Origin of the sequence: Bradyrhizobium sp. GCM10028915 (genome assembly GCF_042666195.1) — a bacterium.
Taxonomy (GTDB): domain Bacteria; phylum Pseudomonadota; class Alphaproteobacteria; order Rhizobiales; family Xanthobacteraceae; genus Bradyrhizobium; species Bradyrhizobium canariense_D.
In genome coordinates this window covers 193,543-219,143 of the sequence record NZ_JBHTFN010000001.1, presented here as the reverse complement: position 1 = coordinate 219,143, position 25,601 = coordinate 193,543, and the positions used below count along the sequence as shown (strand labels likewise).

The 25,601-nt window shown below is 63.9% G+C and carries 22 protein-coding genes; 7 read left to right on the top strand and 15 right to left on the bottom strand.

From position 1 onward, the window contains the following. The first annotated feature begins 2 nt into the window (after positions 1-2). From ACFQX9_RS00980 to ACFQX9_RS00955, 6 genes are read left to right on the top strand one after another with little or no spacing between them, the layout of a single operon-like run. The gene (locus ACFQX9_RS00980) at positions 3-713 is read left to right on the top strand and encodes a DUF1028 domain-containing protein (protein WP_085362288.1); all 711 of its coding nucleotides are present in this window, start codon (positions 3-5) and stop codon (positions 711-713) included. Then, positions 710-1,699: an ABC transporter ATP-binding protein gene (locus ACFQX9_RS00975; protein WP_085362287.1), complete on the top strand. Its 990-nt coding sequence runs from the start codon at positions 710-712 to the stop codon at positions 1,697-1,699. Before ACFQX9_RS00980 ends, ACFQX9_RS00975 begins: the two co-directional genes overlap by 4 nt. Beyond that, a complete protein-coding gene (locus ACFQX9_RS00970) occupies positions 1,699-2,799 on the top strand; it encodes an ABC transporter ATP-binding protein (RefSeq protein WP_018457042.1) in 1,101 nt (366 codons plus the stop codon). Before ACFQX9_RS00975 ends, ACFQX9_RS00970 begins: the two co-directional genes overlap by 1 nt. A gap of 23 nt (positions 2,800-2,822) precedes the next feature. Continuing rightward, a complete protein-coding gene (locus ACFQX9_RS00965; protein ID WP_026233287.1) occupies positions 2,823-4,334 on the top strand; it encodes an ABC transporter substrate-binding protein in 1,512 nt (503 codons plus the stop codon). 31 nt (positions 4,335-4,365) lie between these two features. Beyond that, complete coding sequence (locus ACFQX9_RS00960; RefSeq protein WP_018457044.1) at positions 4,366-5,307, top strand: ABC transporter permease; 942 nt, start codon at positions 4,366-4,368, stop codon at positions 5,305-5,307. Between the two features lie 4 nt (positions 5,308-5,311). Further along, positions 5,312-6,199 (top strand): ABC transporter permease, encoded by an 888-nt coding sequence (locus tag ACFQX9_RS00955; protein WP_247363486.1) that lies wholly within the window; start codon positions 5,312-5,314, stop codon positions 6,197-6,199. On the opposite strand, the gene ACFQX9_RS00950 is transcribed toward ACFQX9_RS00955, so the two are convergent. The 9 genes from ACFQX9_RS00950 to ACFQX9_RS00910 form a co-directional block, all read right to left on the bottom strand. Further along, a complete protein-coding gene (locus ACFQX9_RS00950) occupies positions 6,196-6,942 on the bottom strand; it encodes a hypothetical protein (protein WP_247363487.1) in 747 nt (248 codons plus the stop codon). The two genes, ACFQX9_RS00955 and ACFQX9_RS00950, sit on opposite strands and share 4 nt — an antisense overlap. Before the next feature lie 9 nt (positions 6,943-6,951). Then, the gene (locus ACFQX9_RS00945; protein WP_018457047.1) at positions 6,952-8,202 is read right to left on the bottom strand and encodes an adenylate/guanylate cyclase domain-containing protein; all 1,251 of its coding nucleotides are present in this window, start codon (positions 8,200-8,202) and stop codon (positions 6,952-6,954) included. Further along, a complete protein-coding gene (locus ACFQX9_RS00940) occupies positions 8,199-8,588 on the bottom strand; it encodes a response regulator (RefSeq protein WP_018457048.1) in 390 nt (129 codons plus the stop codon). Before ACFQX9_RS00940 ends, ACFQX9_RS00945 begins: the two co-directional genes overlap by 4 nt. Further along, positions 8,585-11,182, bottom strand: coding sequence for an ATP-binding protein (locus ACFQX9_RS00935; protein ID WP_377786090.1), 2,598 nt, complete (start codon positions 11,180-11,182; stop codon positions 8,585-8,587). Before ACFQX9_RS00935 ends, ACFQX9_RS00940 begins: the two co-directional genes overlap by 4 nt. A gap of 141 nt (positions 11,183-11,323) precedes the next feature. Beyond that, the gene (locus tag ACFQX9_RS00930) at positions 11,324-14,419 is read right to left on the bottom strand and encodes a MexW/MexI family multidrug efflux RND transporter permease subunit (RefSeq protein ID WP_026233289.1); all 3,096 of its coding nucleotides are present in this window, start codon (positions 14,417-14,419) and stop codon (positions 11,324-11,326) included. Between the two features lie 76 nt (positions 14,420-14,495). Next, entirely contained in the window at positions 14,496-15,689 is a 1,194-nt protein-coding gene (locus ACFQX9_RS00925) for an efflux RND transporter periplasmic adaptor subunit (protein WP_377786088.1), read from the bottom strand. Position 15,690: 1 nt separating this feature from the next. Continuing rightward, a complete protein-coding gene (locus ACFQX9_RS00920) occupies positions 15,691-16,392 on the bottom strand; it encodes a TetR/AcrR family transcriptional regulator (RefSeq protein WP_083926457.1) in 702 nt (233 codons plus the stop codon). Positions 16,393-16,481: 89 nt separating this feature from the next. Next, positions 16,482-17,072 carry a thiamine pyrophosphate-dependent enzyme gene (locus tag ACFQX9_RS00915; protein ID WP_018457053.1) on the bottom strand — a complete coding sequence of 197 codons (591 nt, stop codon included), beginning with the start codon at positions 17,070-17,072 and terminating at the stop codon, positions 16,482-16,484. Next, entirely contained in the window at positions 17,069-17,623 is a 555-nt protein-coding gene (locus ACFQX9_RS00910; protein ID WP_018457054.1) for a sulfopyruvate decarboxylase, read from the bottom strand. The genes ACFQX9_RS00915 and ACFQX9_RS00910 overlap by 4 nt, the downstream gene beginning before the upstream one ends. A gap of 107 nt (positions 17,624-17,730) precedes the next feature. Here ACFQX9_RS00910 and ACFQX9_RS00905 point away from each other — a divergent pair, with 107 nt between their 5' ends. Next, the gene (locus tag ACFQX9_RS00905; RefSeq protein WP_018457055.1) at positions 17,731-18,951 is read left to right on the top strand and encodes a cytochrome P450; all 1,221 of its coding nucleotides are present in this window, start codon (positions 17,731-17,733) and stop codon (positions 18,949-18,951) included. A 137-nt stretch (positions 18,952-19,088) separates the two neighbouring features. On the opposite strand, the gene ACFQX9_RS00900 is transcribed toward ACFQX9_RS00905, so the two are convergent. From ACFQX9_RS00900 to ACFQX9_RS00875, 6 genes are read right to left on the bottom strand one after another with little or no spacing between them, the layout of a single operon-like run. Continuing rightward, a complete protein-coding gene (locus tag ACFQX9_RS00900; RefSeq protein ID WP_018457056.1) occupies positions 19,089-19,952 on the bottom strand; it encodes a sugar phosphate isomerase/epimerase in 864 nt (287 codons plus the stop codon). Then, positions 19,952-21,157, bottom strand: coding sequence for a dihydrodipicolinate synthase family protein (locus tag ACFQX9_RS00895; RefSeq protein WP_018457057.1), 1,206 nt, complete (start codon positions 21,155-21,157; stop codon positions 19,952-19,954). Before ACFQX9_RS00895 ends, ACFQX9_RS00900 begins: the two co-directional genes overlap by 1 nt. Positions 21,158-21,167: 10 nt before the next feature. Beyond that, entirely contained in the window at positions 21,168-22,319 is a 1,152-nt protein-coding gene (locus ACFQX9_RS00890) for a Gfo/Idh/MocA family protein (protein ID WP_018457058.1), read from the bottom strand. Then, positions 22,316-23,713 (bottom strand): hypothetical protein, encoded by a 1,398-nt coding sequence (locus ACFQX9_RS00885; RefSeq protein ID WP_377786084.1) that lies wholly within the window; start codon positions 23,711-23,713, stop codon positions 22,316-22,318. Before ACFQX9_RS00885 ends, ACFQX9_RS00890 begins: the two co-directional genes overlap by 4 nt. A 3-nt stretch (positions 23,714-23,716) precedes the next feature. Further along, positions 23,717-24,547, bottom strand: a complete 831-nt coding sequence (locus ACFQX9_RS00880) for an ABC transporter ATP-binding protein (protein WP_018457060.1) — start codon at positions 24,545-24,547, stop codon at positions 23,717-23,719. Between the two features lie 14 nt (positions 24,548-24,561). Continuing rightward, positions 24,562-25,554: an ABC transporter substrate-binding protein gene (locus ACFQX9_RS00875; protein WP_026233291.1), complete on the bottom strand. Its 993-nt coding sequence runs from the start codon at positions 25,552-25,554 to the stop codon at positions 24,562-24,564. Positions 25,555-25,601 lie beyond the last annotated feature (47 nt).

The window sequence follows — 25,601 nt, the reverse complement described above, 5'->3', positions numbered from 1 at the left end:
ACATGACCTGGTCGATCATCGCGCGCGATTCTGCTACCGGCCAGTTTGGCATCGCCGTTGCCACGCGCTTCTTCGCCGTCGGCGCGCGTGTCCCCTACATCGCGGCGGGCCTTGGCGCCATCGCGACGCAGGCTTTCGTCAATCCTTATTACGGTATCGACGGCGTCAAGCTGCTGCGTGAGGGCCTCAACGCGCACGACGTGCTGGCCGCCCTGCTCGCGACCGACGACGGCCGCGAGAGCCGCCAGATTCACATCATGGACGCCAGCGGCGCGATTGCCGCGCATACCGGGCGCGACTGCGTGGATTGGTGCGGGCACATTGCGGGCAGCGGCTTCTCGATCGCCGGCAACATGCTCGCGGGCGCCGACGTGCTCGACGAGACCGCAAAAACCTATATCGCCAATGACAGCCTGCCCTTCCCGCGCCGCCTGCTTGCCGCGCTGCGCGCGGGCGAGGCCGCTGGCGGCGACAAGCGCGGCAAGCAGTCCGCCGCGCTCCTGATCCACGGCGAGGAGGAATGGCCGGCGCTGGACCTGCGCGCCGACGATCATCCCGATCCGCTCGGCGAGCTCGAGCGGCTCGAGCGCGTCAGCCACGAACTCTGGGTCCACTTCCGCGTTTCCATGCCAACCCGGCAGAACCCTGCCGGCAACACCGATCGCAGCGTCATCGACGCCAGCATCGCCGCAGCGCGCGCAATACGCTCATGAACCCGAGCCCCCTCATCGAGATCAGCGATCTGCGCATTCGTTTTCACGGCGACGACGGCCGCGTCACCCATGCGGTCGACAGCGTCGATCTCAGCGTCGCCAATGGCGCGACGCTCGGCCTCGTCGGCGAATCCGGCTGCGGCAAGAGCGTGACGTCGCTGGCGATCATGGGCCTGCTGCCGAAGCAGAGCGCGGAGATCTCCGGCGCGATCCGCTTCGACGGTTTCGACCTGCTTAAGACGTCGGACCAGACGCTGCGGGACCTCCGCGGCAACCGGCTCGCGATGATCTTTCAGGAGCCGATGACCTCGCTCAATCCGAGCTTCACCATCGGCGACCAGATCATCGAGACGATTTTGCGCCACCGCGGCGGTTCGCGCAGGAGTGCGCGCGAGCGGGCGATCGATCTGCTGCGTCGCGTCCACATCCCCTCGCCCGAGCGGCGGATCGACGAATATCCGCACAAGCTCTCCGGCGGCATGCGCCAGCGCGTCATGATCGCGATGGCGCTCGCCTGCGACCCGCGGCTGCTGATCGCGGACGAGCCGACCACCGCGCTCGATGTCACGCTGCAGGCGCAGATCCTGGAGCTGATGCGCGAATTGAAGGCGGCGAGCGGCGCTGCCATCATCCTGATCACCCACGATCTCGGCGTCGTCGCCGAAGTCTGCGACGAGGTCGCGGTGATGTATGCCGGCGAGATCGTCGAGCGCGCGCCGGTGGACGAGCTGTTCTCAGCGCCGCAGCATCCCTACACCGTCGGCCTGCTCGGCTCGATCCCGCGGCTTGACCATCGCGCCGACCAGCTCGCCACGATCGAGGGCATGGTCCCGAACATGATGCAGCCGCCCGCGGGATGCCGCTTCGCCGCACGCTGCCCCTTCGTGCTGGACGCCTGCACCAAGGCGCCGCCCCCGCTGCTCGAAGTCAGCCCCGGCCACCTCTCGCGCTGCCTGCGCGCCCCGCTCGAACGTCTGGTGTCGTGATGGCTCTGCTCGAGGTTCAGGGTCTGCTCAAGCATTTCGTCGCCGAGCGTTCGCTGTTCGGCCGGGCGCTGGCGCATGTCAAAGCCGTCGATGGCGTTTCCTTCTCGCTCGATGCCGGCAAGACGCTAGCGCTGGTCGGTGAATCCGGCTGCGGCAAATCCACCGTTAGCCGCCTGGTGCTGCGGCTGATCGAGCCGGATGCAGGCACGATCCGTTTCGAAGGCCGCGATCTGCTCTCGCTCGACGCCGGCGCACTGCGCGCCTTTCGCCGCGAGGCGCAGATCATCTTCCAGGACCCCTACGCCTCGCTCAATCCGCGCATGACCGTCGGCCAGATCCTGACCGAGCCGCTGGCGCTGCACAATCTGGTGCCGCCCGCCCGGCGGCGCGAACGCGTCGAGGAGATCCTGCGGCTGGTCGGGCTGGAGCCGCGGCTGGCGCGTCGTTACCCGCACGAGTTTTCCGGCGGCCAGCGCCAGCGTATCGCCATCGCCCGCGCGCTCGCGGTCGAGCCGAAACTGATCATCTGCGATGAGCCGGTCTCGGCGCTCGACGTCTCGATCCGCTCGCAGATCCTCAATCTGCTGCGCGAGCTGCAGGACCGGCTCGGGCTGGCCTACATTTTCGTCTCGCACGACCTCGCGGTGGTCAAGCACATCGCCGACCACGTGGCGGTGATGAATCTCGGCCAGATCGTCGAGACGGCGGCGGCGGACGCGCTGTTTGCCGCACCGCGTCATCCCTACAGCCGGGCTCTATTGTCCGCGATTCCCGTGCCTAAACCGCGGGCAAAGCGCAGCCGCATTGTGCTGCAGGGCGAAATCCCCAGCGCGCTCAATCCGCCGCCGGGATGCCGCTTCCACACCCGCTGCCCCTACGTGGTCGACCGTTGCCGCAACGAAATGCCTCAGCTCGTGCAGGATGGCATCGGACATGCAACGGCATGCCACCGAACGTCGGAACTGCCGTCGTCCGAGGCGATCGTCCCAACGGACGGCGGCTTCTCCCCGGTTCTCGAAAAATTGGTCGCCGCCTTCAGCGGCGGCCCGGAAGCAGTCCGCGGCAGCGGGGTTAGTTCATTGGGGACGAACCCGGCATAGCCGTAAAACAGAGGTTGAGAGCGATGAGTCCTATGCGTTTGGCACTCCTGGCGTCGGCATTGCTGACGTCGCTCGTAGGCGCGGCCCAAGCCCAGACCACACTTCGCATCGGCATCGCCGAGGATCCTGACATCCTCGATCCCAGCATCGGCCGCACCTATGTCGGCCGCATCGTGTTCTCCGCCTTCTGCGACAAGCTGTTCGACATCGACGAGAAGCTCAACATCGTGCCGCAGCTCGCGCTGTCGCATGAGACCTCGCCCGACGGCAAGGAGATGACTATCAAGCTCCGGCCCAACGTGAAATTCCACGACGGCGAGCCGCTCGACGCGGAAGCCGCAAAGTTCTCGATCGAGCGTCACATGACGCTGCCGACCTCGTTCCGCAAGTCCGAGCTCGCCAGCGTCGACCATGTCGAAATCGTAGACCCTCTGACCATCAAGCTGGTGCTTAAGACACCTTACTCCCCGCTGATCGCCCAGCTGACCGACCGCTCCGGCATGATGGTGTCGCCGAAGGCTGCCAAGGAGGCCGGCGACAAGTTCGGCCTGCATCCGGTCTGCGCCGGTCCCTACAAGTTCGTCGAGCGCGTGCAGCAGGACCGCATGGTCTTCGAAAAATTCGCCGACTATTGGAACAAGGACAACATCCATATCGACCGGGTGGTCTTCCTGCCGATCGTTGACGCCACGGTGCGCCTTGCCAACCTGAAGTCCGGCGGACTCGATCTGATCGAGCGCGTGCTCGCCACCGACATCAAGGACGTGCGTGCGGATTCGCGGCTCGTGCTGTCGACGGCACCGGAGCTCGGCTATTACGGCCTGACCGTCAATATCGGCAACGACAAAGCAAAGGGGCCGCTCAGCCAGTCGGCGAAAGTACGCCAAGCGCTCGATCTGTCGATCGATCGCGAAGCTCTCAACCAAGTTGTCTTTAACGGCGAGTTCACCCCAGGCAATCAATGGGTCAGCCCGACACATCCCTATTACCAGAAGGCGTTCCCGGTCCACGGCCGCGACGTCGCGAAGGCCAAGGCGCTGCTGAAGGAAGCGGGCATCACCTCGCCGGTGACCGTCGACTACATGATCCCCAAGGGCGCGGAGAACGAAGCGGTTGCCCAGGTGATCCAGTCGATGGCGGCGGAAGCGGGCTTCGACATCAAGATCCGCGCGGTCGAATTCGCGACCACCTTCAAGCAGGCCCAGGCCGGCGAGTTCCAGATCTTCCAGATCAACTGGAGCGGCCGCATCGATCCCGACGGCAACTCCTACATCTTCATGCGCAGCAAGGCACCGCAGAACGATGGCGTCTATTCGAACCCGGAAGCCGACAAGCTGATGGAAGACGGCCGGCTGACCGCCAAATTCGATGAGCGCAAGGCGATCTACGAAAAGCTGACCGGGATCGTGCTCAACGATTTGCCGATCATCTACATCTACCACCGCACGCTTCTGATTGCGCATACGACTAAACTCCAGGGCTATAAGCAGATGCCAGATGGCCTCGTGCGCGTGGTCGGGCTGAAGTTCAAGTGAGCGTGGCCTCGCCTGACACGCGGCCGGCGCCATGCTGAACTTCCTCGCCCGCCGCATCGCGCAGATCGTGCCGACACTGTTCTTCGTGTCGGTGCTGATCTTCTCGCTCCAGCAATTGTTGCCAGGTGATCCAGCGCTGGTGATGGCCGGTGAGGAGCGCGATCCCGCCGTGATCGAGCAGATCCGCCAGCAATACCGGCTCGATCAGCCGATCCCCGTGCAGTACGTTTATTGGCTCAAGGGCGTTCTATCAGGCAATTTCGGTGAATCGCTGCGCAACAAGATGCCGGTGCGCGAGCTGATCGCGCAGAAGCTGCCGGTGACGCTCCAGCTCGGCTCGATGGCAATGTTGATCGCGCTCTTGATCGGCATTCCCGCCGGCATCGTCTCCGCCGTGAAAAGGGGCACCGTCTGGGATTATGGTGCCAATTTGTTCGCGCTGTGGGGCATCTCGACGCCGAATTTCTGGCTCGGCATCATGCTGATCTTCCTGTTCTCGATCGAACTCGGCTGGCTGCCGGCGTCCGGCTACGTGCCGTTGACTGAGAACTGGCGCGCGAGCCTCGCCGCCACCATCATGCCGGCCTTCGTGCTCGGCAACGCAATTTCGGCGGTCCTAATGCGGCACACCCGGAGCGCCATGCTGCAGGTGCTGGAAAGCGACTATGTCCGCACCGCGCGCGCCAAGGGATTGTCCGAACGCTCGGTCATCCTCAAGCACGCCATGCGCAACGCACTCACGCCAATCATTACGCTCGGCGCGCTCGAGCTCGGCACGCTCTTGTCGGGCGCGGTTCTGACTGAGCAGATCTTCTCCATTCCGGGCTTCGGCAAACTGATCGTGGACGCCGTGTTCAACCGCGACTACGCGGTGGTACAGGGCGTCGTGCTGGTGACAGCGACGGTCTACATCACACTGAACCTGGTTGCCGATGTCGCCTACATCCTCGTCAATCCGCGGCTACGGGGCTAGACTCATGACTGATGCCGCCCTGCCCGCTGCTCCCATCGCGCAAGCTGACGAGCTGGACAGCCCGGCGCGTCGCGCCCGGCGGCGCCTGTTCAAACGCAAGGCCGCAGTGTTCGGACTTGTCATGATCAGTTTGTTCGTCGGCTTCGCGGCTCTCGCGCCGCTCGTCGTTCCCTACGATCCCATCGCGACGAGCTGGAGCCTGGTTCGCAAGCCGCCCACGGCGGCGCACTGGTTCGGCACCGACGAGCTCGGTCGCGACATCCTGAGCCGCGTCGTCTACGGCGCCCGCGCCTCGCTGCTCGCCGGCCTCACCTCGGTGGCGATCGCTCTGGGCGTCGGCGTTCCGCTCGGCCTGCTTGCCGGCTATCGCGGCGGCTTCGTCGATGCACTGATCAGCCGGATGACTGACGCGATGCTGGCCTGCCCATTCCTGATCCTGGCGATCGCACTCGCCGCATTCCTCGGTCCGAGCCTTGGCAACGCCATGATCGCGATCGGCATCTCGGCAACCCCGATTTTCATCCGCCTGACCCGCGGCCAGGTGCTGGTTGTCAAGGCTGAGGACTTTGTCGAGGCGGCGCGCGCGCTCGGCAATCCGCCGTGGCGGATCGCGTTCTCGCACATCCTGCCGAACATCCTGCCGGCACTGCTAGTGCAGGCGACGCTGTCGATTGCGGCCGCCATTATCGCCGAAGCCGCGCTGTCCTTCCTTGGCCTCGGCCAGCAGCCGCCGGCGCCATCCTGGGGCAGCATGCTCAACGCAGCGCAGCGCTTCCTGACCCAGGCGCCGTGGATGGCGATCTGGCCGGGGCTTGCGATCTTCCTCGTGGTGCTGTCGCTGAACCTGCTCGGCGACGGCCTGCGCGACGCGCTCGATCCACGCCAGCGCTAGATCACGACCTCGCGCATCACGCGGCGGCAATCCATCTCGTATTCGAGATCGACCACCGGCGGCCGGGCATAGTGCCAGGTCAGGCCGGACCGCAACGCCCCGCGGCGGACGAGTTCGTCGACCAGCGCGTGGTGGAAGTTGTGCACGGAATAGGCCTGCACGCCGGTCGTGTCCTTCCAGCCGAAGCCGAAGGCCGTCATCCTGTTCTCCATCTGGGACGTCGTCGTGAAGCGCACCTTCTCGCGAAGGCCTTCCGGGCTGAGGTCGCGGTAGCGCACGGTGCGCTCGACATAGGTCCCGCCGCCCTCGCGCGCCTCGGCGCCGCCGGAAATCACGAAGCTCGGCGTCTTCGAGCTTGTCGGCCGCGTGAAGGAGAACGCGTAGAACGACGGCTCGGCCGGTGGATCGATCTCTGGACAGACATTGCTGCGCGCCACCGGATTTGTGGTGCCGTCGAAGATGCCCCATTCGGACAACGTCTTCACATAGTGCAGGTTGAACGCGCGAAAACCTTCTTCGCTGAAGGCCGCGGGCGAGCGCAGTTCGCAAGCGCAGAAGGCCGTCAGCGGCCGCCCCGCCTCCTGGATATGCTTCGCGGCAAGCGCAAAGCCTTCTGCGAGCGGCACCAGCCGGTCGAAGCGGACGCGCTCGATCTCATAGCCATCGTCTGCGGCCGCACCGGCCGAATACTGGAATACGGACGGAATGAAACGGTAGTTGCCGGCGGAGAATTCACCAACCATGTCGGACTCCTATTCCAGTTGCATGCGAATGCCCTTGTCGCCGTTAAGCAGGCGCTTCAGGTGAAAGCCGGCCAGGGAATCGCCGGCATGCATGCCGACCAGCGCCGCGAAGGCAGGCATGGCGGCGGCATCACCGGCTTCCATCTTGGCAAAAGCTTCGGAATACAGCGCCGTTTCCGGCGCAGCGAATTGGGCCGGCGTCAGCGGCTCGAACGCGCGCAACGCTTCGCTGCGTCCGCGCAGCATCAGCTCCCCGACGGGACGACCTCGAAAATTCTCAGCCGCCTCGGCGATGCCGGCACTGACGCAAATCCGCGTGCCCAGATGCTTGTTCGCGGCTTCCAGTCGCGCCGCGATGTTGATGGAGTCGCCATACGCGGTGTAGTCGAAAAACCGGTTGCCGCCGAAATTTCCGACCAGTGCCGGCCCGGCGTGAATGCCGATGCGGGTGGTGCCGAAATTCACCCCTCTCGGCTTCCAGCGCGCGGAAAAATCCTCCGCCCAGGCGTCGAGCTCGTGCGCGCAGGCAACCGCACGCGTCGCATAATCGGGCTGATCTCCGGGCGCATTGAAGAGCACCTGGATTGCATCGCCGATGATCTTGGCAACCGTCCCCTCATGCGTGAAGACGATTTCGGTCATGCCGCCGACATATTCGTTGAGAAGCGCGCCCAGCGTCTCCGGCGGCGCACTCTCGACCAGCGAGGTGAAGCCCGTTATATCCGTGAAGATGGTCGCGATATCGCGCCACTGCACTTCGATTCCCTCGCTCTCACCGCCGGCCGCCAGACGCTTGGCGAGCTCGGGCGAGAAATGACGCGAGAGCGCGGCGTGAGCGCGCTCGGCTTCCGTCTGGCGGCGCCGCACCTCCCGCAGCATCTCGATATGGCGGATGGTCTTCTCGATCGTCATCTCCAGGTCGGCGAAATCGATCGGTTTGGTCAGAAAGTCGAACGCGCCGCGGTTCATCGCAGTGCGAATGTTGCTCATATCGCCATAGGCCGACAAGATGATGGTGGACTTCTTGTCGTCCGCTTCCTGGAGCTTCGCCAGCAGCGACAACCCATCCATCCTTGGCATGTTGATGTCGGAGACCACCATGTCGACATGCGGATTCTGCTCGAGCGATTGCAACGCCTCGACGCCGTCTCGCGCGAACATGATGGTCACCGACCCATCGCGAATCTGCTTGCGGAATTTTTGCAGGACCAACGCCTCGAGATCCGGCTCGTCGTCGACGAAGAGGATGGTCGCGGTCATGCGGCTTTCTCGAGCCTTGTGTCGATTTCCTGCCGCAGCAGCGCGAAATCGATCGGCTTGGTGAGGAGTGCGACCGCGCCGCGCTCGATCGCCTTCCGGCGCGTCTCGGCGTCGCCATAGGCGGTGATCATGATGACGGGAACGTCCGGATGCGCAAGACGCACCTTCGGCAGCATGTCGAGCCCGCTCATGCCGGGCATGTTGATGTCGGACAAAATCAGGATCAACGAGGGATCGCGCACCTCGGCGGCGAGCTTCAGCGCATCGGGTGCCGACGACGCGAATTCCATCTGGAAGCGGCCGGCGCGCAAATCGCGCCGAAACTGCTGCCGGAACAGCGCCTCGACGTCGGGCTCGTCATCGACGACCAGGATGTAAACGTTCAAGTCTTGCCTCCGGAAGTGCCGTCCGCCGCCATTACGCGCGGCAGGGTGATGATGAATTCGGTGAATACGCCTGGTGCGGTGTTCACGTCGATCGTGCCGCCGTGCTGTTTCACCACGATGTCATGGCTCATGGAAAGGCCGAGCCCGGTGCCCTCGCCAGCCGGCTTGGTGGTGAAGAAGGGATTGAACATCTTCTCCTTCACCTCGAACGGGATCCCGGTGCCGTTGTCGCGAATGCGGATTTCGACCCTGTCGCCGAGCGTTCTGGTTGCTGCGCGCAGGGTGGGCTCGAAGGCGTCTGCGGCGCTCTCCTTGCGCTGGGCAGTGGCGTAGAAGCCATTCGAGATCAGATTGAGGACGACTCGCGTAATTTCCTGCGGATAGATATCGACCATGCCTGCGGCGGGGTCGAAGCCGCGCTCTATCGTGACGTTGAAGCCAGGCTTCTCGGCTCGCGCGCCGTGATAGGCGAGGTTGAGGCTTTCCTCGACGATGGCATTGATGTCCGCCGGACGGCGCTCTCCGGAGCCCTCGCGCGAATGCAGGAGCATGTTCCTGACGATGGAATCGGCGCGCTTGCCGTGCTGCACCACCTTTTCGAGGTTGCTCCTGAGCATGCCAGTCAGCTCGTCGACCTCCGCCTTCGTCTTGCCGTCGAGCGAGGCCGCCTGCAGCGCCTCGTTGAGCTCGTCGATCAACTCGGTCGACACCGCCGAGAAATTGTTGACGAAATTGAGTGGGTTCTTGATCTCGTGCGCGATTCCCGCCGTGAGCTGGCCGAGCGACGCGAGCTTCTCGGTCTGGACCAGGCGGTCCTGCGCGGTGCGAAGATCGTCGAGGGATTGCGACAGCTCCGTCGTGCGCTTGCGCAATTCGTTCAGCAGTCGCGTATTCTCGATGGCGATGACGGCTTGCTTCGTGAAGTTCTCAACCAACGCGATTTGCTTGTCGGTGAACGGCCGGACCTCCTTGCGATAAACCGCGACGGTTCCGATCAGCTCGCTTTCCCTCATCATGGGCACGATTACGATCGTACGGGCGCCGGCGACGTCTGAGATTCCACGAATGGTCGGACCTCCGGCAAGATAGGCCGGAGTTTGTTGCACATCGTGAACGTGGACGACTTGACGTGTTCTGACGACCACGGCAAGCGCGCTCTCCGGATGGGGACGGATCGCCATATCTTTCCGCGAAGCCGCGAACGCAGGCGGCACATTGTAGTCCGCAGCAATTGTGAAATTCTCTCCATCCCACAAATTCATGACGCCGAAACTCGCGCCACAGACTCGTGTGGCATTCTCGAGCATCTTGTGGAACACCGGTGCGAGTTCGCCCGGAGACGAACTGATGACCTGCAACACTTCCGACGTCGCCGTCTGCTGCTCGAGCGACTCGGTCAACTCGGCGGTTCTCACCTCGACCTTCTTCTCCAGGTCCGCATAGGATTCCTGCAGGCGCTCGCCCATGTCATTGAACTGGTCCGCGAGCCCCTCCAGTTCGTCTCCGGTTCGGATCGAGATGCGCTGGGAGAAATCGCCACTGCCGATGCGCTCGGCACCGCTGCGCAGCGCCTGGATCGGCCCGACCATGCGGCGCGCGAGGAATATCCCGGCAAGCACCGCGAAGATCGACGCCGCGAGCAGCACGAATGCAAGCCGTTCCAACGCGGCATAGAGCGTCGCATAGGCCTCCTCGACCGGGAGCTCGACGAACATGGTCCAGTGCAGCGGCGCGATCGGGGCCGACGCGGTCAGCACCGTCTGTCCCTGGAGATTGCGCGCTTCGGAAAGCGGGTCGAACGCGGCGCTGCCTCCGGCAAGCGCGGCGCGCACCTGGGTGAGACCAGACATGTCGGTGTTGCGCAGGACCAGGCTGATATCGGGGTGCGCGATCAGGCGTCCCTCCGGACCCACCACGTAGGCGTGTCCGTGCTCGCCGACCTTGATCTGGGACACGACGTCCCAGATCAGCTTGAGATTGACCTCCGCGATACTGACGCCGGCATCCTTGCGCGACCCAGCCTGCGCCAGGGTCATATACGGCTCGGACTCCCTGCGGAAATAGACCGGACCGTAATAGACCTTGTGCGCGACCGCCTCGGTAAACTTCGGATCCTCCGACAGGTCGATCCCGCTGTCGGTCGCGTCCATGGCAAGCCGCGAGACCCGCAGCCGCTCCTTGCCGGTCGCATCGACCTGCGCGAGCTCGGTGACCGCAGGGACCTGGCGCAGCAGCCGCAGCGCATCGAAGCGGCGCTGCTCGAGCGAGCCCGCCGACCAGGGCAGCTGCGTGGTCCAGCCGAGCTGGCTCTCGATCTCCTTGACGAACTGACCGATCTTGGCAGCGGCCGCCTCGGCCTGTTCATGCTGAACCCGGATCAGCGCGGCCTTGTGCTCGCGATAATAAAAGACGACCTCGAACAGGCCGTTGGCCAGCAGCGCGATCGCGACGACGGCCACGAACAACGCGACATATTTGGTGAACAGCCGCGTCCTGATCCCCTGCCCCGGCATCGTACCGGACGCGACGCCATCCCCCGCGGCGCTCGGCAGCGTCCGTGCTTGCGGGGTGTCGGGATGGAGGGGAAGGCTCATCCCGCTGAACCTAGCAAGAAGACCGGACCTTGTCTCTCGCGAGCGCGGGAAAGCCTGATGGCAGCCGGGCCCCCGAGGCAAATAGAAAAGGGCGGCAGCGGATTGGCCGCTGCCGCCCTCGGGTTCGCTTTATCGGCGGCCTCAGGTCGGCCGCAGCGCCTTGGCGTTGAGGTCGAGGTCGTTGACCTGCTTGTTCCGCTCGGAATCGGCCGCCGCGCGATGGTCGGTCGCCAGCACCACGTAGACCGCCGGCAACACGAACAGCGTGAACAACGTGCCGATCGACATGCCGGCCACGACCACCAGACCGATCGAGAAGCGGCTGGCGGCCCCTGCGCCGGTCGCGGTCAGGAGCGGGATCAGGCCCGTCACCATCGCGGCCGTGGTCATGAGGATCGGCCGCAGACGAATACGGGCCGACATTTCGATGGCGGAGCGGCGATCGAGCCGCTCGTTGATCTGGAGCTCGTTGGCGAACTCCACCATCAGGATGCCGTGCTTGGTGATCAGGCCCACCAAGGTCAGCAGGCCGACCTGGGTGTAGATGTTCATGGTCGCCACGCCGAAGAACAGCGGGATCAGTGCGCCAACGATCGCCATTGGCACCGAGATCATGATGACCAGCGGATCGCGCAAGCTCTCGAACTGCGCCGCCAGTACCAGGAAGATGATGATCAGCGCGAAGCCGAAGGTGATCGCGAGCTGGTTGCCTTCCTGCACATACTGTCTGCTGTCAGCCAGATAAGCATGGCTGAAGCCTTGCGGCAGGTTTTTGGCCTCGCTCTCGAGGAAGTCGACCGCCGCACCGACGGTCACGCCGGGCATCGGCACGGCCGAGAAGGTCGCTGAATTGAGCTGATTGTAATGTGTCAGCGAATTCGGCTCGGTCTTGGTCTCGATCGACACAACCGTCGAGAGCGGAAGCTGCTGGCCGGTATTGGTGGTCACGTAGTAGCCGGCGAGCGATTCCGGCGAGAGCCGCTGGCCGCGCGGCACCTGCGGGATAACTTGATAGGAACGGCCCTCGAGGTTGAAGCGGTTGATGTAGTTGCCGCCGAGCAGCACCGCGAGCGTGCTGCCGAGGTTCTGCATGTTGACGCCGAGATCCTGCGCCTTGGTGCGGTTGATCGTCACCTTCACGTTCGGCTGGTTGTAGGCAAGATCACTGTCGGAGACGATGAACATTCCGCTCTTGCGGGCGGCGGCCTTCAGCTTCTCCATCTGTTCGTAGACAGTCTGGAAGCTGGCGGTGGAGTTGATCACCATCTGCACCGGGAGGCCGCCCGGACCGCCCGGCAGCGGCGGCAGGTTGAAAGCGAACGCCTGCACGCCCTCGATCTTGGAAAGCTCGGCCTGCACCAGCGACTTCAGCTGGATCGACGAGCGCTTGCGCTCCTCCCAGGGCTTGAGCAGCATGCCGGCGATACCGCCCTGCGGGCCGTTGATGCCGTTCAGCACGAAGCGCAGATCGGTCTCGGGGAATTTCTGGAATTCCTTGTCGAGCTTCTCGCCGTAAAAATCGACATAGTCGATATTGGCGTATTTCGGCGCCTTGGTCACCGCGAACACGATACCCTGGTCTTCCTCAGGCGCCAGCTCCTTCGACGTGTGCATGTAAAGGAAGCCGACGAGCCCGAGGATGGTCACCGCAAACAGGCCGGTGATGGCCTTGTAGTCGAGCGAGCGGTCGAGCCTGCGCCCGTACCACCGCGTCAGCGCGCCAAACACCTTGTTGACGAACTTGGCGAAGCGCCCCTCTTCCGTGTTCTTCAGCAGCACCGAGCACATCATCGGTGAGAGCGTCAGCGCGATCACGCCGGACACGATCACCGAGCCCGCAAGTGTGAAGGCGAATTCGCGGAACAGCGAGCCGGTCAGACCGCCGAGGAAACCGATCGGAGCGTACACGGCTGCGAGCGTGATGGTCATCGAGACGACGGGACCCACGATTTCGCGCGCGCCTTCCAGCGACGCCTGGACCGGCGTTTTCCCTTCCTCCAGATGACGATGGATGTTTTCCACCACGACGATGGCGTCGTCGACCACGAGGCCGATCGCCAGCACCATCGCGAGCAGGGTCAACAGGTTGAAGCTGAAGCCCAGCGCCAGCATCAGCGTGCAGACGCCGATCATCGACAACGGGATGGTGACAACGGGAATGATGACCGAACGGAACGACGCCAGGAACAGGAAGATCACCACGATCACGATGATCACGGCTTCACCCAGTGTCTTCTCGACCTCGTCGATCGAGGATTGGATGAACTTGGTCGAATCGTAGGCGACCTTCATCTTCATCGACGGTGGCAGATTGCGCTCCAGCTCGGGGAATAGCGCCCGCACGCCCTTGACCAGCGTCAGCGGGTTGCCCTGCGGCGTTGCCTGCACACCGATGAAGATGGCGTGCTCGCCGTTGAAGGCGACGCTCGCGTCCGTGCTTTGGGCCGCAAGTTCGACGGTGGCGATGTCCTCCATCCGCACGAAGCCGCCGTCCTTGGCCTTGACGATCATCTTCTTGAACTGGTTGACGTCGGTCAGGCCCGTATTGGTCGATACGTTCGAGACGATGAGATAACCCTTGGTCTGCCCCGCCGCTGACTGGAAGTTGTTGGCGGTGATCGCGGTCGCGACATCCGCAGGCGACACGTTGCGGCCGGCCATCTTGAGAGGATCAAGCCACAGCCGCATCGCAAAGGTCTGGCCGCCGAGAATGTCGGCGGAGGCGACGCCGTCGACGGTCGACAGCACCGGTTGCACAACGCGCGTCAGGTAGTCGGAGATCGCCGAGCCCGACAGCTCTTCGGACGAGAATCCGAGATACATCACGGCCGTGGTCTGGCCCGTGGTCTTGGTGACGATGGGATCGTTGGATTCCTTCGGAATCAGGTATTTGACCGAGTTCGTCTTGGCCAGAACTTCGGTCAGCGCCTGGTTCGGATCGAAGTTCAGCTTGATGTAGACCTGGATCGTCGAGGTGCCGAGCACCGAGGACGAGGTGATGTAATCGACACCTTCGGCGGAGGCGACCGCCTGCTCGATCGGCGTGGTGATGAAGCCCTGGATCAGGTCCGCGGACGCGCCCGGATAGACGGTCGTGATGTTGATGACCGTGTTCGACAGCTTCGGATATTGCCGGATCGGCAGCGTCGTCGCCGCGCGCAGGCCGATCAGCAGGATCAGCAGGCTGACGACGACCGACAGGACCGGGCGTTTGATGAAAATATCAGTAAAGCGCATCGCGGCGATCTCGATTTCTTTGACTTGCAAAGCGCATGACCCGGCCGTGCCGGATCATGCTGCAACGTGTACGATGTCAGTAGCGCGGCGGCTGCGCCGGGATCTGCGGAGCCGGGTCGGTCGAAATCGACACCGCCGCGCCCGATTGCAGCTTGAGCTGGCCGACGGCGACGACCTTGTCGCCCGGCTTCACGCCCTTGACGATTTCGACGCGGCCTTCGACCCGGTTGCCGGTCTGCACGAAAGTGCGCACCGCGCTCAGGCTGGTCTTGCCGTCGGCTTCCTTCTTCTCGGTGATCACGAACACCGAGTCGCCGTACAGCGTGTAGTCGACCGCCGTCTCCGGCACGGTGACTACGGCCGGCTTGTCCGGCAGCACCACCGTGGTGGTCACGAACATGCCGGGCTTCAGGATCTTCTCCGGATTAGCGATGGTCGCCTGCACGCGGATGTTACGGGTGTCGGTCGAGATCTGCGGCTCGATCGTGGTGATCTTGGCGTCGAAGGTGCGGCCGGGATAGGCGTCGACCTTCAGCCGGACCGGTTGACCGACCTTGAGGCTGCCCGAGTCCTTTTCCGTCACCGTGAAATTGGCCCACAGCTCCGACAGATCCGTCAGCGAAACGATGGCCGTGCCGGCGGTCAGATACTGGCCGACCTCGACCTTGCGGACGCCGAGATCGCCGGAGAACGGCGCGCGGACCAGCTTCTGCGAGATCAACGCTTCGGTCTTGGCGATACCCGCCTGCGCCTGATCGTACGCGGCCTGCGCGGTGTCGACGGTTGCCTGCGGCCCGAACTGGCGCGACGCCAGTTGCTTGGCGCGATCGAGCGACAGCTGTGCGACGGTGGCCTGCGCCTTGTAATTGGCGAGGTCGCCCTGCTCCGGCGCGTCGAACATCTGCACGAGCGGTGTGCCGGCCTCGACATGCGTGCCCGGCTCGAACTTGATCTCGGTGACACGGCCGTTGACGTCGGCGCTGACGTCGACCTGGTGCACGGCGGCGAGACCACCGACGGCGGTCAACAGGTTCGGCACCACCTCGGACTTCGCCTCGGCGGCGCTGACCGCGACCGGCGGCGGCTTGTTGTTGGCGAAGAACTGCTTGATCATCTGGCCGCGGAAATAATTGAACCAGACGAGGCTACCGACGAGCACGGCCAGAAGCGTGCCGACGACGATGAACCAGAGCACCGGCCGGACCGGACGCTTGGGAGCCTTGTTGTCGATCGGTTCGCCCGAAATCTTGTGTTCGGTCACGATGTTCATGTCATGCACTTTCTGCAATCGCCGTCTTGCCCGCACAACCGGCCTGATCGCGGCCCAAATGCGAAACAATTGCGGCGTCGTTAAGTCCGATACCCCTCAGGAGAAACTCACAGAGCTGCCGCTCGAGGTCGTTCGCCTTGCCGTAAGCGAGACACGGCGTGGCCGGCAGCCTGGTCAGCGCAGCCGTCATCACGGTGTGATGCGCAAACCAGAACAGGTTGAGCGGTTCGCCGTTGTATGGCCGCGCGTCCCCCGCGGCAACCGCACGCTCGAGCGAGGCGACGAAGGCCGCCCCGATCAGCGCCTCGATCTTGGCATATAGCAACCGGGCAAATTCGCCATCCTCCAAATGACTCGTGGTCATCAGTCGCAGGCGCTGGGCCTCTTCCTGGTCAGGGCCATCGGCGATGTGCATGAAATGCCCGACCATGCCGCGGATCACTTCGACCAACGTAGCGGTCGACGGCTCACGTTCGAGCAGCTCCATGAGCGCCGGGTCCGCCTCGCATTCATCGCTGAGAATTTCGGCGTAAAGCGCGGCCTTGGACGGGAAATGCTTGAACAGTAGCGCTTCGGAAATGGCAGCGGCGGCCGCCACGCTCTTGGTCGTGGTGCCGGTATAGCCGTGTCGGGCAAAGCAACGCTTTGCGGCGCCGAGGATCAATTGACGCCTCAGGTCGCTCGTCATACGCAATGAGCTCATGCTAGTGAGTAAGCACTCACCCACGCAAAAGTCAAGCCGAATGGTGCGATGCAACCTACAAGAATCGTCTCTTAGAGGTATCCCAAGTTCTAAATCGGGCGGAAGCCGAGGTCGCCGCGGATCCGGTTGAGAATGTAAGTCCCATCCCGGCTGGGCAAAATCCGCTCCAGATTGGCGCTGTCGATCTTCACATTGGCAAAGCGCGGCCCGACCGTGACGTCGTGGACGGCTTTGGCGAAGGCCTCCACCTCGGCCATGGTCGTCACAGACCGGCTATCCCCGATGCCGCAGGCCCGGGCGACGCCGACCAGGTCGGCGGCCGCGGCCGTGTGGCTGGTCTGACCGCCGGTCTCACCATAGGCCTCGTTGTCGAGCACCGCGATCGAGAGATTGGACGGCTTTTGCAGACCGATAGTGGCAAGGCTGCCCATGCCCATCAGCATCTCGCCGTCGCCGGTGATGACCAGCACCGGCAATTTTGGCTGCGCCAGAGCGAGGCCCAACCCGATCATCGCCGCCCCGCCCATGCCGCCCCAGAGGTAGAAATTGCGCGCATGATCGCCGGCCGCGCACATGTCGTTGGTGGAGGCGCCGAGGCCGCCGATCGCAACCACGTCCTTGCGGTCCGCGAGAAGCGTGGACACCACCTGACGGCGGTCGAGGAGATTGGCCTTGCTCATTTGGTGAAAACCTTGGCGCCGATCAGGCGCTGCGACAGCAGGACGGCGGTGGGTGTGAGCGCGTTATAGGCCTGCGCGGCCGCCGCCTCTAACACGGCCGGCACCTCGGCTGCGTTAGACGCCCGCAGCACCTTGACACCCGAGAGCTCGAACACGCCCTGCGTGGTCGATCCCATCGGCACCTGCCATGGATTGAACTCGCCCCACTCGCCACGCATCGTCACCAGCGTGAGGAAGGGAAAGCGCAGGATCGGGATCAGCGAGAGCATGTTAATGCAATTGCCGACCCCGCTCGACTGCATCAACAGCACGCCGCGCTGGCCCCCCGTCCAGGCGCCGGCGAGAAGCGCCACGCCCTCCTCCTCCGTCGTGAGCGGAATGCCGCGCATCGTGGACGATGCCAGCACGCGCTGGATCAGCTTTGAATGGCCGGCGTCGGGCACGTAGGGCACCTGCCGAACGTCGAAGCGTTGCAAGGTCGCGAAAATATCGTCGGGCCAATGAGTGCTGGACTCGGCGGCCGTGTCGGCAGCGTCAGCGCGGGCGTGCATTTTCCTGTCCGGTCGGCTTGCAAATCGCGGCTCGACTGTAGACGGTGAACCGAGCCGCTCAAAAGAGCGAATACAGCATATCGGACTCAACCGGCGAGTATGGCGGCATGAACGCAAGTGCGAATGAACTGGCGGCCAGTTTCGATCTGGAACAGCTGACGGCGGAATTCTACCACAATCCCTACCCGACCTATCGTGCACTGCGGGAGAACGAGCCGGTCAAGCGCCTGCGCAACGGCACCGTGTTCCTGACCCGCTATGACGACCTCGTTACGACCTACAAGAACACAAAATCGTTCAGCTCGGACAAGAAGCGCGAGTTCGCGCCGAAATACGGCGACACCCCGCTCTACGAGCACCACACCACGAGCCTCGTCTTCAACGATCCGCCGGCGCATACCCGCGTGCGGCGTCTGATCATGGGCGCGCTGTCGCCGCGCGCGATCGCGGGGATGGAGCCTGACATCATCAAGCTGGTCGACGGCTTGCTTGACGCCATTGCCGCCAAAGGTGATTGCGAGCTGATCGAGGACTTCGCCGCCTCGATCCCGATCGAGGTGATCGGCAATCTGCTTGACGTGCCCCATGACGAGCGCGCGCCGCTGCGCGACTGGTCGCTGGCGATCCTGGGCGCCCTCGAACCGGTGGTGTCGCCTGAAGTGGCTGCCCGCGGCAACAAGGCGGTGACGGACTTCCTCGCCTACCTCCGAACGCTGGTCGCGCGCCGGCGCGAAAGGCCCGGCACCCCCGAGCGCGACGTGCTGACGCGCCTGATACAGGGTGAAGACAACGGCGAGCGGCTGACCGAGAAGGAGCTGCTGCACAACTGCATCTTCCTGCTCAATGCCGGCCACGAGACCACCACCAACCTGATCGGCAACGGCCTCGTGGCGCTCGACCGGAACCCGGATCAGAAGCGGCGGCTGATCGACAATCCTGAGCTGATCAAGACTGCGGTCGAAGAGATGCTGCGCTACGAGAGCTCGAACCAGCTCGGCAACCGCATGACCACGGAGCGGGTCGAACTCGGCGGCGTCATGCTCGAAGCCGGCACATCCATCACGCTCTGTATCGGCGCTGCCAACCGTGACCCCGCACAGTTTCCGGACCCGGAGAGATTCGACATCGCGCGCACGCCGAACCGGCATCTCGCCTTCGCCACCGGCGCGCATCAATGCGCCGGCATGGCGCTGGCACGATTGGAAGGCGCCATCGCGGTCTCGCGCTTCTTGGCGCGCTTCCCGAACTATGCCGTGAGCGGACAGCCGGTCAGGGGCGGACGGGTGCGGTTCCGCGGCTTTTTGAGCGTGCCCTGCGCGATCGGCTGAGGCATCAAAACAAAAAATCGCGAAAACAACCCCATGCACAGTAGAAGGTTACCGGCGCGGGATGGGCCAGCGATTCCGCGCAACCATTTGACATCCCAGGCCATCGGCGCCGCCGCGCGCAACAATTGCCGGAAGGCCTAAACCACCGTCTTGTGCCGCGCGATGCAGGTTTGCAGCACCTCGTCCAACGGTTTACCCCACCAGTCGTTGGAGAAGATTTCGATCTCCGAATAGCCGGCAAAGCCCTGCGCTTCGACCGCTGCGCGCACCGATTTGATGTCGATCACGCCGTCGCCCATCATCCCGCGGTCGTTGAGAATGTCCCTGGTCGGCACCAGCCAGTCGCAGACATGGAAGGCGAGCAGGCGATCTCGGCCGGCGCGCGCGATCTGCCCCATCAGCTCCGGATCCCACCAGATGTGATAGACGTCCAGCGCGACGCCGAGCATGCCGCTGCGATCAGGGTCGAGCCGGTCGCAGATGTCGAGCGCCTGCTTCGTCGTGTTGACGCAGGCGCGGTCGGCCGCATAGGCCGGATGCAGCGGCTCGATCGCCAGCGGCAGCTTGGCCTGTTTGGCGTAGTCGAGCATTTCGGCGAGCGCTTCCTCGACCTGCGTCCGCGCGCCGGCGATGTCCTTCGACGCCTCGCTGCCCGGCCGCGAATATTGCGGCAGGCCGCCGACGACGAGCACGACGCAGGGGGCGCCCAGTGCCTTGGCTTCATCGACGCAGCGCCGGTTGTCGTCTCGCACCTCGCCGCGGCGCGCTGCGTCGGAGGTGAACATGCCGCCACGGCAATAGCCCGATAGGTCGAGACCGGCATCGCGCACCGCACGCGCGGCACGATCGAGGCCGACGGTTGCGACCTGGTCGCGCCAGGGGTCGATGGCGCGGATACCGTGCCTGGCACAGGCGTCGATGATCTCGACGAGATCACCCTGTTTCCGGATTGTCGCCGTGTTGAGCGACAGCCAACGATGGTCGGACGAGAAATCACGCATCAGGATTCGATTCCGTGCGTTGAGAGCACCGCCTGCATCCGCCGCGTCGCCAGCTCCGGATCGGCGAGCAGTCCGGCCTTGTCGGCCAGCCGGAACAGTTCGGCCAGATGCAGCGTCGAGCGCGTGCTCTCCTGCCCGCCGACCATGGTGAAGTGGTCCTGGTGGCCGTTGAGATAGGCCATGAAAACCACGCCGGTCTTGTAGAACCGCGTCGGCGCCTTGAAGATGTGCCGCGACAGCGGCACCGTCGGCCCCAGCACGTCGTGGAAGCCGGCTTCGTCACCCGCTGCCAGGCGCGACAAGGCGTAGGACGCCGCCGGCGCGATCGCGTCAAAAATGCCGAGCAGCGCGTGCGAAAAGCCTTCGACGTCGCCGGCGATCAGCTCCGCATAATTGAAATCGTCGCCCGTATACATCTTGATGCGCTTGTCGAGACGACGGCGCATGTCGATCTCGCGCTGCTTGTCGAGCAGCGATACCTTGACACCGTCGACCTTGGCGGCGTTGCCGTTGATGATGGCGACCGCAATATCCATCGCCTTGTCGAGATCGTTGGTGCCCCAATATCCCGTCAGCGCCGGATCGAACATGTCGCCGAGCCAGTGGATGATCACGGGCTCGCGAACCTGCGACAGCACGCGATCATAGACCTTTGCGTAATCGTCGGCATTACGGCCAAGCTTCGCCAGCGCGCGCGACGCCATCAAGATGATGCGGCCGCCGACCTTCTCGACCGCCGATGTCTGCTCCTCATAGGCGCGGATCACGTCGTCCATATTTCTGGCGTCCTCCACCGCGAGATGGTCGGTGCCCGCTCCGGAAAACACCAGCGCGTTGCGACGCTTGGCGGCAGACACCGAGCGCGTGATCAGCTCCAGCGAGGTCGGCCAGTCCAGCCCCATGCCGCGTTGCGCGGTGTCCATGGCTTCCGCAACGCCAAGCCCGAGGTCCCAGACGTGCTCGCGGAAGGCGATAGTCTTGTCCCAGTCGACAGCGGCGGAGAGCCACGGGTCGTTGTCGGCAAAGGGATCGGTCACGGTATGGACGGCCGAGAACGCGATGCGGCTCAGCGGCCCCTCGAGCTTTGCCGGAAACGTTCGCGAGGCCGCGAGCCGGTAGGTCTCGATCGAGCGATCGGCTTTCGGCAGCTTGAGCGACAGGGACGACGTTGACGGAACGGGCTTGGGCTGGACGGGCTTGTTCATTATTCCCTCCTCAGACCTTAATCGGCGCGACGTCGATCCAGCGCCGCTCCTTCCAGCTCTTCAGCGCGCATTCGGCGAGCTGCACGCCCTTGACGCCTTCGAGCAGCGTGAACTTGTAGGGCGCATCCTCGTAGACGTGGCGGATGAACATCTCCCACTGCTCCTTGAAGCCGTTGTCGTAGGTGACGTTGTCAGGCAGCTTCTGCCAGTCGCCGTAGAAATCGTGCAGCCGCTTCTCGTCGGGATTCCATACCGGCCGGGGCGTCGCCTGCCGCGCCTGGATCATGCAGTCGGAAAGGCCGGCGACGGCCGAGCCCAGCGTGCCGTCGACCTGGAAGGTGACGAGATCGTCGCGATAGACGCGCGTCACCCAGGACATGTTGATGTGGGCGATGGCGCCGCCCTTGAGCTGGAACGTGGCATAGGCGGAGTCGTCGGCGGTCGCCTTGTACTTCTTGCCCTGCTCGTCGAAACGCTCGGGGATGTCGGTGTTGCCGATGCAGCTCACGCTCTCGACCTCGCCAAAGAGATTGTCGAGCACGTAGCGCCAGTGGCAAACCATGTCGAGGATGATGCCGCCGCCGTCCTCGTCGCGGTAATTCCATGACGGCCGCTGCGCCTCCTGCCAGCCGCCTTCGAACACCCAATAGCCGAACTCGCCGCGCACCGAGAGGATGCGACCGAAGAAGCCGGAGTCGCGCAGGAAGGCGATCTTCTTCAGGCCGGGCAGGAACAGCTTGTCCTGCACCGTGCCGTGCTTGATGCCCTTGGAATTGGCGAGCTTGACGACCTCGAGCGCCGCCTCGAAGTTCGTCGCGATCGGCTTCTCGCAATAGACGTGCTTGCCGGCATTGATGGCCTGGGTCAGCAGCCCGGGGCGCGCCTGCGTGGTCGCGGCGTCGAAGAACATGGTGTCGTTCTTGTCGGCAAGGGCCGCATCGAGATCGGTGGTCCAGCGCGTGATGTTGTAGCGCTTGGCGAGCCCCTCGACCTTCTCGGCGCTGCGGCCGACCAGGATCGGGTCCGGCATCACGCGGTCGCCGTTCTTCAAGCGGACGCCGCCCTGCTCGCGGATCGCAACGATCGAGCGGATCAGATGCTGGTTGAGGCCCATGCGGCCGGTGACGCCGTTCATGATGAGGCCAAGGCGTTGGGTGGTCATGCCGATTGCTCCCTAGGTGATTTGGGCTGTTCGAGCGGGCGTAGCGCCGACCAGTCCGGATGGACCGACGTCGCAAATCCCGTTGTGCGAAGCGATCCCGTCAGGAGATCGCCGTCGTGAATGGAGAGACGGACGCCCTGCCCCGCATCGGCGTAGAGATCGGGGTGCGCGGCGGCGAACGCCTGAGCCTCCGCGGCGGGCGTGTCACCGAAGCCGTCGACGTAGTGATGGCCGTTGCGTTCGGCATGGGTGATGCCGATGAAGGCGCCCAGCGCAAGGTCCTGCTGCACGGCGAGGCCGGCTTGGCAGGTGAGGTCCTCACCGGTCACGAAAAATCTTTCGCCGGCCGGGCTCCATTTCGCCGCGCGCGTCGCGTTGACGATGGACTTGTAAAGCCCTTTGCAGGATTTGGAGGAGATGCCGCAATAGCCGAGCGCCCGTGCCGCGGGAAACGCGTCGTAGGAATCGTCGGCTTCGTCGATGATGAAGCCGCGCGCAGCTAGCGAGCCGAGCGGCGACTGCCTCGTGACATCGCGCGGCATCGGCTGCTCGACATAGAGCAGCCTGGATGAAATCGATCGCAGCGCGGGATCATGGTCGAGCCGGTCGATCAGTGCCTGCAACGCCGCGAGATCGGCATATTGCTCGTTGGCATCGAGCGTCACCTTGTAGTCACGCTCCAGCGCATCGAGCTCCTTGCCAATGCGCGCCAGCCGCGCTGTATCGGCGATGGGGTCCCCCGACAGCTTCAGCTTGAAGTACCTTGCACCGGCATTTTTGCGGGTATCCGCAACCCCGCCATCGCCTTCAACAGTGTCATCGAGGCCGACGGTATGCCTGATGGCAACGCGCGACAGCGGTTTCCGGCCAGATAGGAACGTCGTGAGATCCGTTGCTTTCAGGTCGGGCGAAAGCCGCGCATCGATGCCGGCGATGTTGCCGACCATGCCGTCGAAAAAATTGGTCTCGGCGGCGCGGAGCAGCGCATCGAGGATCGCTTTGTCGATTTCCGCGGGGCCGTAAGCCGCAGCAAGTGCCGGAATGTTCTTTTTCGCACAGGTCGCGACCTGGGCACCGATGCACGAGGCATGCAGATCGAATGCCGTGAGAAATCCGGTTCGCGCGAGATAAAGCCCCCGCGCGATCTCCAGCGAGCGGCGCAAATCATCCACGGTCTGCGCCGGCGACAGCTCCGGCCGCTTGTCGAACCATTTCGGCACCAGCAGCTCGGCGCTGGCTCCGATGGCACTTCCCCTGCCTTCAACCTCGATCTCGACCCGCACGAACAGCTGCGGTGTCGCATGGATGGTGATCGCGCCGAAGCGGAACGGCCGCGCGAAATGCACGGGGCGTTCGAAGAAGGTGATGTCTCGCAGCTTCAGGCGCGGCGCCATGGTTTAGTCCAGCGTCCCTTGCGAGAAAAAATGCTTGCGGATCCGCTGCACCAGCTCCGTGAAAACAGGATCGGCCATCACGTCGAGCGAACGGGGCCGCGGCAGCGGCACGTCGTAGATCGCGGCGACCGCGCCGGGCCGCTCGGTCATGACCAGTACGCGATCAGCGAGGAACACGGCTTCGGGGATCGAATGCGTGATCAGCAGCACCGTCTTCCTGGTTTCGCGCTGGATCCGCATCAGCTCGACATTCATGCGCTCGCGCGTCAGCGCATCAAGAGCGCCGAACGGCTCGTCCATCAGCATGATCCGGGGATCATGCACCAGGGCGCGGCAGATCGAGGCGCGCTGCTGCATGCCGCCGGAGAGCTGCCACGGCAGCTTCTTCTCGAAACCTTCGAGCCCAACCAGCTTCAACAGCGCCTTGGCGCGGTCGAGATATGTCTGCCGCGGCAGCCGCTTCATGTCGATCGGCAGCATCACGTTGGACAGGATGTTGCGCCATGGCAGCAGCAGCGCGTTCTGAAATACGATGCCGACATTGCCATGCGGCGCTGTCACTTTCTCGCCCTCGACCAGGATCTCGCCCGTCGTCGGCGGCAGCAATCCCGAGATCAGCTTGAGCAGCGTGGACTTGCCGCAGCCGGATGGGCCGACCACGACGAAGAACTCGCCGTCATTGATGTGGAAGTCGAGCGGCCGCAACGACGGCACATCGCCGTCGCGCGTCCGGTAGGTCTTCGACACGCCGGACAGCTTGATTCCCGACGCATCGCCGGCAGCCCGGTCGCTCACCAGTCTCAGATGCGCGGCCGGTTGCAGGGTTTCACTCATGGTTGTCGCAGGTTTCACGAGCCACTCTTCGGCAGATAGTCATTGGTATAGAACGCCTTCGGGTTCTCCTTGGCCTTGGCATCGAGCCCGCCATATTCGACCATCAGATTGACCGAGTCCGTCATGTTCTGGTCGGTGACCTGGAACGGCCGCTTGCTCTTGGTCTCGGGCGTCCGGTAGAGCGGAATGGTCAGCTCAAATCCTTGCGTCAGCGTGTCGATCTTGCCGCCCTTTGGGTTGGCATCGAGGATCGACTGCGCCGCGGCCTTCGGCTCCTTCTCGGCGGCCTCGACCGCCTTGGTCGTCGCCGACATGAAGCGGCGGACGAGGTCGGCATTGGCTTTCACATAATCAGTGTTGGCGATGATACCCGAGGAGACCATGTTGATGCCGTAGTCGGCGAACTTGATCGGATAGACGTCCTTGCCGGTGGCGTCCTTGATCTTCATGGACTGGTCCATGACATAGCCGAGCAAGAGATCAGCCTGGCCGTTGATGACCGCGTTGAGCTTGGTCTGGCCGTCGCCCGCCACCGTCTGGAAGTCGCTTTCCTTGAGGCCGGTCTTCTTCAGGAACAACGGCCAGATCTGGGTCATGGAATCGGCTGGCGTGATCGCCACCGTCTTGCCCTTGATATCCTCGGGCTTCCTGATGTTCTTGTCGACGAAACCCATCGCGGACATCGGGCTGGTCTGGAGCAGCACGCCGGTCGCGACCACCGGGGCGCCCTTGATCGCGGCGCGCATCATGGTGGGCACGTCGACATAGCCGAAATCGGCGGTCTTGGCGGCCACCGCCTGCGTGGTCGCAGCCGAGCCGCGGCCTTCCTGGATCTCGAGGTCGATGCCTTCGGCGGCGTAGATGCCCTTGGCCTTGCCGTAATAAAACGGCGCGTGCTCGCCATAGACGTACCAGTTGAGCATCAGCACGACCTTGTCGGCTGCTTGCGCCGGCATGGCTGCGAACACCATCAGCGCCGCCGAGACAGCTCCTATCCACCGCTTCATCGTCACTCTCCCTTATCGTTGTTGCGCCGGCCTTTGGCGGCCGTTCG